The following is a 7,743-nucleotide window of genomic DNA, read 5'->3' on the forward strand; positions in this document are numbered from 1 at the left end:
CGGGCGGGCCGCGCGACGGAGGTGGCCCCGTCGGCGCGGAAGGCCCGCGGCAGGCGGTGCGGAGGAAGACGCACCAGGTGGGGCGGCCGGCCGGGTGCGGAGCTTCCCCACACCACACCCGGCCGGCGTACCGGCGGGTCCGTCGCCCGCCGCCCGGGGGTCGTGGGCGGCGGGCGACGATCCTGCCTTGGCGGGTCCGGACTCGCGACTGCCCGGAGCCCCGGTGCGGTCCGCGGTACCGCACCTCCCGGGAGCCGGTGCCGCGAAACACCCGCCCCGAGGGGTTGGAACGAACGTTCGAGACAATCGAACACTCGTTCTAACTGCTGCTGACAGTACACCCTCCCTCCGACGAAAATGCAACGTGTGGCGCGCCGGTACCTCGCGCGGGAGACCGGACACCGCCCTTTCGCCGGGCGCGACGTGGCCGGGTGCGCCGGTCGCCCGCGTACCGGGAAGAATGGCGGCATGCAGTCACACCCGAACGTACGGGCGGTGCAGGACGCGCTCGACGGCGCGGACGCCCGGAACGGCTCCGGCACGCCCGCCAAGGTCCGCCTGCTGCCCGACGCGGTACACACCGCCGCGGCCGCCGCCGAAGCGCTCGGTGTCGACGTCGGCGCCATCGCCAACTCGCTCGTCTTCGACGCCGACGGGGCGCCGTTGCTGGTGCTCACCTCCGGCGCGCACCGGGTGGACACCGCCGGCCTGGCCGCCCGGCTCGCCGTCACCCGGCTGCGCCGGGCCACCCCGCAGTTCGTCAAGGAGCACACCGGCCAGGTGATCGGTGGGGTCGCCCCGGTGGGTCACCCGCAGCCGCTGCGCACGCTGGTGGACACCGCCCTGGACAAGTACGACGAGATCTGGGCCGCCGGTGGCGTGCCGCAGGCGGTCTTCCCCACCACGTACGCCGAACTGCTGCGGGTCACCGGCGGGACCCCGACCGACGTGGCGTGAGCAAGCGAGACACCGTCCCGGAGCTGGTCACCCTGCACGTGTGGCGGATCCCCCGGACCGCCCTGCCCCGGGCGCTGGCCCGGATGGCACTCGACCCACACCGGCTGCGCGCCCTGCCCGGCGTACGGTTCGGCAAGCTGCTCGGCACCGGGACCGGCGCCGGCTTCGGGCCGGGCGACGCCGACCCGACCCGCTGGGCCGCGCTGACCGTGTGGGACTCCCCCGCCGCGGCCACCCGGTTCGCCGACTCATCGGTGGGGCGGGCCTGGTCCGGCCTCGCCCGGACCGGCGTCCGGCTCGACCTGCGACCGCTGACCAGCCGCGGTGAGTGGTCCCGACGCCGGCCGTTCGGCGATCCCGCGGGCGGCCCGGCCACCGGCCCGGTGCTGGCCCTGACCCGGGCCCGGCTACGCCCGGCCCGGGCACTCACCTTCTGGCGGGCGGTCCCACCGGTCGCCGCCGCCCTGCACGCCGCGCCCGGCCTGCTGGCCCGCTTCGGCGTCGGCGAGGCACCGCTGGGCTGGCAGGGCACGGTGAGCGTGTGGCGAGACCCGGCGGACCTGGTGGCGTTCGCGTACCGTCACCCGGAGCACCGGGCCGCGATCACCCGGACCCCGACCGAGCGGTGGTACGCGGAGGAACTCTTCGCACGGTTCGAGGTGCGTGACGTGATCGGTGACCGGACGGTACTGGGGTGGGTCGCCGACGGCGATCCGGCGAAGGGTGGGCGGGCATGAGGTTGGTGCGGTGGACACCGGACGATCTCCTCCGGCGGCTGGACGACGTGGTGGCCGTCTACGGCGAGGCCATGGGCTACCGCGCCGACCTGCTGGAGGCCCGTCGCGGCTACATCGCCACCCACGTCCGCCGGCCCGGCTTCCGCGCCGTCGCCAGCCTGACCACCGAGGGCCACCTGGCCGGCTTCGGCTACGGCTACGTCGGCGGGCCCGGCCAGTGGTGGCACGACCAGGTCTGGCGGGCGCTGGACCCGGCCACCCGGCAGCGCTGGCTGACCGACTGCTTCGAGGTGGTCGAGCTGCACGTACGGCCACCGGCCCAGGGGCACGGCCTGGGTGCCGGGCAACTGCGTGCCCTGCTCACCATGGCCGAGGGCACGACCACGCTGCTGTCCACGCCGGAGGCCGACGAGCACACCTCCCGCGCCTGGCGGTTGTACCGCCGGTTCGGCTTCGTCGACATCCTGCGCGATTTCCGCTTCCCCGGCGACGAACGCCCGTTCGGGGTGCTCGGCCGGGACCTGCCCCTGCCGGCACCGGGGTCACCGCCGCCGCCCGCCGGGTCATGACCGGCGGCGCACCGGCCCGGCTGGCCCGCGGCTACCCGTGGGCACTGCTGGCCCTGCTGGTGCTGGCCCAGATCTGCTACCCGCTGACCGGCGGGTCGACCCGGGCCCGGCTGACCGTGGCCACCGTGCTGCTCGGCTACCTGCTCTCGGTGGGTCACGCGCTGGCCAGCCGGGGGCCGCGTACGGCGGTGACGCTGGTCGCGGTGGTCACTGGCGGCGGGTTCGCCATCGAGGCGCTCGGGGTGGCCACCGGCTTCCCGTTCGGCAGCTACGACTACTCCGGCCAGCTCGGCCCGAAGCTGGCCGGGGTGCCGCTGGTCATCCCGCTGGCCTGGACGTGGATGGCCTGGCCGGCCTGGCTGGTGGCGACCCGACTCACCACCGGGCCGTCGATCCGCACGCCGGGCACCGACCACAACGGGCTGCTGGGCGGCGGGTCGGCCGCCCGGCCACCAGCCGGTACGGCGGCGTGGTGGCGGTGGCCGGGGCGGATCGCGCTGGCCACGGTCGGGCTGGCCGCCTGGGACCTCTTCCTCGACCCGCAGATGGTGGCCGAGGGCCACTGGGTGTGGCGGCAGGCCACCCCGGCGCTGCCCGGCCTGCCCGACATCCCGGTCAGCAACTACCTGGGCTGGCTGCTGTTCGCGGTGCTGGTGATGGCCGCGCTGCGCCCGCTCGCCGGGCCCGCCGTGGCGGTCACCGATGCCCGCGACCACCCGATGTACGCGCTCTACCTGTGGACGTACGGCTCCAGCGTGCTGGCCCACGCGGTCTTCCTCGACCTGCCCGCCTCGGCGCTGTGGGGTGCGACCGGCATGGGGGTGGTCGCGGTGCCGCTGGCGGTGACGCTGCTGCGGTCCCGGCAGACCCGCCACAGTGCCACCGGTACGCCACGCGCGCCGGCCGACGTCGCCGCATGACCGGGCCCAGCGGAGCGCCGGCATGAGCCCGTCGCTGGTCGCGCTGATCGCGCTGGGCGTGCTCGCCGCGCTGGCCGCGCACACGATGGTCAACGCCGGCCGGTGGCTGCGCCGGCCGGCCGGCGACCCGGTGACGATCACCGAACGGGTGGCGGTGCTGCTGCCGTTACGCGACGAGGCCGCCCGGGTCACCCCGTGCCTGCGGGCCCTGCTCGCCCAGCGGGGCGTGCCCGGGCTGCGCGTCGTGGTGCTCGACGACGGCTCCGGCGACGGCACCGCCGACGTGGTCCGCGCGGTGGCGGCCGGCGATCCGCGGGTCACCCTGCTCACCGGCGTCGACCCGCCACCGGGCTGGCTGGGCAAGCCGCACGCCTGTTGGCAGTTGGCCACCCGCGCCGACCCGTCGGCCACTGTGCTGGTCTTCGTGGACGCCGACGTGCTGCTCGGCCCGTACGCCGTGGCGGCGGCGGTGACCGAGCTGCGGGCCGCCGGGGCGGCGCTGCTGTCGCCGTACCCCCGGATCGTGGTGCGGACGGCGGCCGACCGGCTGGTGCAGCCGCTGTTGCAGTGGCTGTGGCTGACCTTCCTGCCGCTGCGCGCGATGGAACGCTCACCGCGGCCGTCGCTGGCCGCGGCCGGCGGGCAGTTCCTGGTCGTGGACCGGGCCGGCTACCTGCGGGCCGGAGGGCACGCGGCGGTCGCCGACCGGGTGCTGGAGGACATCGAGCTGGCCCGGGCGGTGAAGCGCTCAGCCGGCCGGATCACCCTGGTCGACGGCTCCCGGCTGGCCTCCTGCCGGATGTACGAGACCTGGCCGCAGCTGCGCGACGGCTACACCAAGTCGCTCTGGGCCTCGTTCGGGCACCCGATCTCCGCCGCCCTGGTGGTGACCCTGCGGTCGTACCATCTGCGCAAGCGGCGACGCCTGACCTGGCGCGGCCGTCCGGTCGGCTAGGGCCTGGGAGGACACGGCATGGCGCGGATCGTGGTCGTCGGCGCCGGGGTGGGTGGGCTGGCCGCCGCGGCCCGGCTGGCCGTCACCGGGCACCAGGTGACCGTCCTCGAACGGGCCGACACGGTCGGCGGCAAGCTCGGACGGCACACCCGCGACACCCCGGTGGGCTCGTTCCACTTCGACACCGGCCCCAGCCTGCTCACCCTGCCCGAGGTCTTCCACGAGCTGTTCGAGGCGACCGGGGCGAAACTCGACGAGTACCTCGACCTGGTGCCGCTGGACCCGATCGTGCGGCACGTCTTCCCCGGCGGCGGCCCGGTGCTCGACTCCTGCGCCGACCCGGTGGAGTTCACCGCCCGGATCGGCGCGGCCCTCGGCGACCGGGCCGCCGCCGACTGGCAGCGGCTGTGGCGGCGCGCCGCCCGGGTCTGGCGGGCCTCCGAACACGACATCCTGCGCCGCCGCGTCGACTCCCCCCGCGACCTGGCCCGGCTGGCCTGGCGGCTGGGCGACCTGGCCGCGATCCGACCCGGGCAGAGCCTGCGCGGGTTGGGCCGGGCCCAGCTGTCCGACCCTCGACTGCGGATGCTGCTGGACCGGTACGCCACCTACACCGGCGCCGACCCGCGCCGCGCGCCGGCCGCCCTGGTCGCCGTCTCCTACGCCGAGCTGGCCTTCGGCGGCTGGTACCTGCGCGGCGGGCTGGGCACCCTCGCCGACGCGCTGCTGTCCCGCTGCCTGGACCTCGGGGTGGTGGTGCGCACCGGCGCCGCGGTGACCCGGATCGACGCCGTCGGCGGCCGGGTGCACGGGGTGCGCGTCGCCGGCCAGACCGCCCCGGTACCCGCCGACGTGGTGGTGGCCAACGTGGACGCGCTCACCGTCTACCGGGACCTGCTGCCCGACCCACGCCGGCTGGCCGCGCTCACCGACCGCAGCCTGGCCGGTTTCGTGCTGCTGCTCGGCGTACGCGGGGGCACCGGACTGGCCCATCACAACGTCTTTTTCCCGCGCGACTACGACGCCGAGTTCGATGCGGTCTTCGGCGACCCCGGGCGGGGAGTACGGGCCCGGCCGGCGGCCGACCCGACGGTCTTCGTCACCGTCGCCGACGACCCGGCGACCCGCCCGACCGGGCACGAGGCATGGTTCGTGCTGGTCAACGCCGCTCGCCAGGGCACCGCTGCGGGGGCGGTCGACTGGCGCCGGCCGGGGCTGGCCCAGGCGTACGCCGATCGGATCCTCGACGTGCTGGCCGAACGGGGCGTGGACGTCCGCGACCGGCTGGTGTTCCGCGACGTCCGCAGTCCCGCCGACCTGGCCAGCGCGACCGGTACACCGGGCGGGGCGATCTACGGCACGGCCGGCGGCCTGCTCCGCCCGGCCAACCGGGGCCCCGCCCACGGCCTGTGGCTGGTCGGCGGTTCCAGCCATCCGGGCGGCGGGCTGCCGATGGTGGCCCTCTCCGCGCAGATCGTCGCCGACGAGATCGGCCCGGCCTGGTAGGTGTAAGGAAGGGCCCCTTATTAACGCCTGCGGTAGAGGAAGGGCCCCTTCTTAACAGCGCAACGCGGATCAGCGCAGCCGGCGGACGGCCCGGCACGCCGAGGGCGGCCCGGCCGGCGTTGATCGGCGCCCGTGCGGTTCAGCCGGCGTCGACCGGCACCCGTGCGGCCCGGTCGGCGCTCGTGCGGTTCAGCCGGCGCTGATCGGCGCCCGTGCGGTCAGTCGGCGTTGATCAACGCCCGGCGGACAGCGGCGAGCAGCTGCCCCAGCCCGAAGGCGGCCAGCAGCACCCAGACCGCGGTCGCCATGGTGATGGTGCCGGCGGCCAGATCCAGCTCGATCAGCCCGGTCAGGCCGGCCAGCAGCAGTCCACCGATGGCCACGCAGACCCGGGTGGGCCGCTCCCCCACGGTCACCGCGCCGATCTCCCGCATCCCCGCGGCGACCGCACGGGCCCGTACGTACTCGTGCAGCCAGGACAGCGCGCCACCTGCGGCCACCAGCGCACCGGGCGCGCCCACCAGCCAGAACGCCACCAGCCAGGCGGCCTCGCCGATCCGGTCGGCCAGCGAGTCGTAGACGTAACCGAGCCGGGTCGTACGGCCGGTGGCCACCGCCACCGCCCCGTCGACGCTGTCGGCCACCGAGGCGAGCAGCACGAACAGGGCGCCGAGGAACGGCCCGTCACCCGGCCGGACCGCGAGCAGCGGTACGCAGAGGCAGAGCAGAACCCCGACCACCGTCACCGCGGTCGGGCCGACCCGCAGCCGGCCCAACAGGAACCCGAGGTGGTAGGAGAACCGCAGCCAGCCGCGTACCACCGGGGTGGCGGCCCGAGGATCGAACCCCCCGTGCAGCCGGGCCCACGCCGTGGCGTACTCGTTCCAGTTCAGCTGTCTGCCCACCACGGTTCAACCGTCACGGCGGCGCTGAGGTGTCGCGGGCGCCGGGCCTCACGTAGCAGCGCCCACCCGCAGGTTCTGCCAGATCTCCCGGGTCGCGGTGGACCGGTTGAAGGTGATGAAGTGGATGCCGGGGACCCCCTCGTCGAGCAGTCGCCGGCACATCTCGCTGGTCTGCTCGATGCCGAGCCGGCGGACCGCGTCGGGGTCGTCGGCGACCTGCTCGAACCGCGCCGCCAGCGCCGGCGGGAACGGCGCCCCGGTGAGCTGCACCGACCGCTCGATCGTGCCGATCCGGGTCACCGGCATCACCCCGGCCAGGATCGGGGTGTCGCAGCCGGCGGCGACCACCCGGTCCCGCAGGCGGAGGTACTCGTCGGCGTCGAAGAACATCTGGGTGATCGCGAAGTCCGCGCCGGCCCGGCACTTGCGGACGAAGTGCTCGGTGTCGGTGGCGACGTCCGGTGAGCGCGGGTGCCGGTACGGGAAGGCGGCGACGCCGACGCTGAAGTCGCCGGACCGGCGCACCAGGCGGACCAGGTCCTCGGCGTAGTGCACGCCTGCGGGGTGCGGTACCCACTCGCCGGTGGGGTCACCGGGTGGGTCGCCCCGCACCGCCAGCACGTTGCGCACCCCGGCGCCGGCCAGCCGGCCGATCACGTGCCGCAGCTCGGCGACGGAGTGGTTGACCGCGGTCAGGTGGGCCATCGGCAGCAGGGTGGTCTCGGTGGCGACCCGCTCGGTGACCGCGACCGTGGTGTCCCGGGTCGACCCGCCGGCACCGTAGGTGATCGAGACGAACGAGGGGCGCAACGACTCCAGTTCGCGGATGGCCTGCCAGAGCTGTTGTTCCCCCTGCTCCGTCTTGGGCGGCATGAACTCGAAGGAGAAGGTCGGCTGGCAGTCGCGGACCAACTCCCCGATGGCCGGTTGCGGATTGGGGAGGACCGAGGGAAGACCGAGCGCCACGCACCGACTCTAGCGGGCCGCGCCGCGTACCCCACCGGCTTCCCAGGGGTGGGGACGCCGCGTCGCCCACGGGGAAATCGTCGTACCCGTGGGGTAGTTCTGTGCCCAGCGCGGGTGCGGCCGTGACCGCACCGGGGGCCGCGCGGGGGTCAACATCCGATCGGTGGCAGACAGGTCCCGTCCCGGGGCACGCCACCACCGCGCCGACCCCCGGAGGACTGATGCCCC

At 75.3% G+C, this 7,743-nt stretch carries 8 protein-coding genes; 6 read left to right on the forward strand and 2 right to left on the reverse strand.

Translation table 11 applies throughout. From position 1 onward, the window contains the following. The first annotated feature begins 468 nt into the window (after positions 1-468). The 6 genes from C1I95_RS30080 to C1I95_RS30105 are packed head-to-tail and all read left to right on the forward strand — an operon-like array spanning position 469 to position 5,644. Positions 469-957 carry a YbaK/EbsC family protein gene (locus tag C1I95_RS30080; RefSeq protein ID WP_111218964.1) on the forward strand — a complete coding sequence of 163 codons (489 nt, stop codon included), beginning with the start codon at positions 469-471 and terminating at the stop codon, positions 955-957. Further along, the gene (locus C1I95_RS30085) at positions 954-1,694 is read left to right on the forward strand and encodes a monooxygenase (protein WP_111218966.1); all 741 of its coding nucleotides are present in this window, start codon (positions 954-956) and stop codon (positions 1,692-1,694) included. Before C1I95_RS30080 ends, C1I95_RS30085 begins: the two co-directional genes overlap by 4 nt. After that, complete coding sequence (locus C1I95_RS30090; protein ID WP_111218968.1) at positions 1,691-2,263, forward strand: GNAT family N-acetyltransferase; 573 nt, start codon at positions 1,691-1,693, stop codon at positions 2,261-2,263. Before C1I95_RS30085 ends, C1I95_RS30090 begins: the two co-directional genes overlap by 4 nt. Further along, on the forward strand, positions 2,260-3,183 hold the full coding sequence (locus C1I95_RS30095; RefSeq protein WP_111218970.1) for a carotenoid biosynthesis protein: 924 nt from the start codon (positions 2,260-2,262) through the stop codon (positions 3,181-3,183). The genes C1I95_RS30090 and C1I95_RS30095 overlap by 4 nt, the downstream gene beginning before the upstream one ends. 22 nt (positions 3,184-3,205) lie before the next feature. Then, entirely contained in the window at positions 3,206-4,138 is a 933-nt protein-coding gene (locus tag C1I95_RS30100; RefSeq protein ID WP_111218972.1) for a glycosyltransferase family 2 protein, read from the forward strand. A gap of 18 nt (positions 4,139-4,156) precedes the next feature. Beyond that, positions 4,157-5,644 carry a phytoene desaturase family protein gene (locus C1I95_RS30105; RefSeq protein ID WP_111218974.1) on the forward strand — a complete coding sequence of 496 codons (1,488 nt, stop codon included), beginning with the start codon at positions 4,157-4,159 and terminating at the stop codon, positions 5,642-5,644. Between the two features lie 218 nt (positions 5,645-5,862). On the opposite strand, the gene C1I95_RS30110 is transcribed toward C1I95_RS30105, so the two are convergent. Together C1I95_RS30110 and metF are read right to left on the reverse strand one after the other, a co-directional pair. Then, a complete protein-coding gene (locus tag C1I95_RS30110) occupies positions 5,863-6,552 on the reverse strand; it encodes a CDP-alcohol phosphatidyltransferase family protein (RefSeq protein WP_111218976.1) in 690 nt (229 codons plus the stop codon). Between the two features lie 45 nt (positions 6,553-6,597). Next, positions 6,598-7,515 (reverse strand): methylenetetrahydrofolate reductase [NAD(P)H], encoded by a 918-nt coding sequence (gene metF, locus C1I95_RS30115; protein ID WP_111218978.1) that lies wholly within the window; start codon positions 7,513-7,515, stop codon positions 6,598-6,600. Positions 7,516-7,743 lie beyond the last annotated feature (228 nt).

The sequence above is a fragment of the Micromonospora craterilacus genome, from assembly GCF_003236315.1.
GTDB classification, from domain to species: domain Bacteria; phylum Actinomycetota; class Actinomycetes; order Mycobacteriales; family Micromonosporaceae; genus Micromonospora; species Micromonospora craterilacus.

Excerpts from the sequence above, each read along its gene's own strand:
- C1I95_RS30100 (WP_111218972.1), top strand. The coding sequence starts at position 3,206 with ATGAGCCCGTCGCTGGTCGCGCTGATCGCGCTGGGCGTGCTCGCCGCG.
- C1I95_RS30095 (WP_111218970.1), top strand. The coding sequence starts at position 2,260 with ATGACCGGCGGCGCACCGGCCCGGCTGGCCCGCGGCTACCCGTGGGCA.
- C1I95_RS30105 (WP_111218974.1), top strand. The coding sequence starts at position 4,157 with ATGGCGCGGATCGTGGTCGTCGGCGCCGGGGTGGGTGGGCTGGCCGCC.
- C1I95_RS30090 (WP_111218968.1), top strand. The coding sequence starts at position 1,691 with ATGAGGTTGGTGCGGTGGACACCGGACGATCTCCTCCGGCGGCTGGAC.
- C1I95_RS30080 (WP_111218964.1), top strand. The coding sequence starts at position 469 with ATGCAGTCACACCCGAACGTACGGGCGGTGCAGGACGCGCTCGACGGC.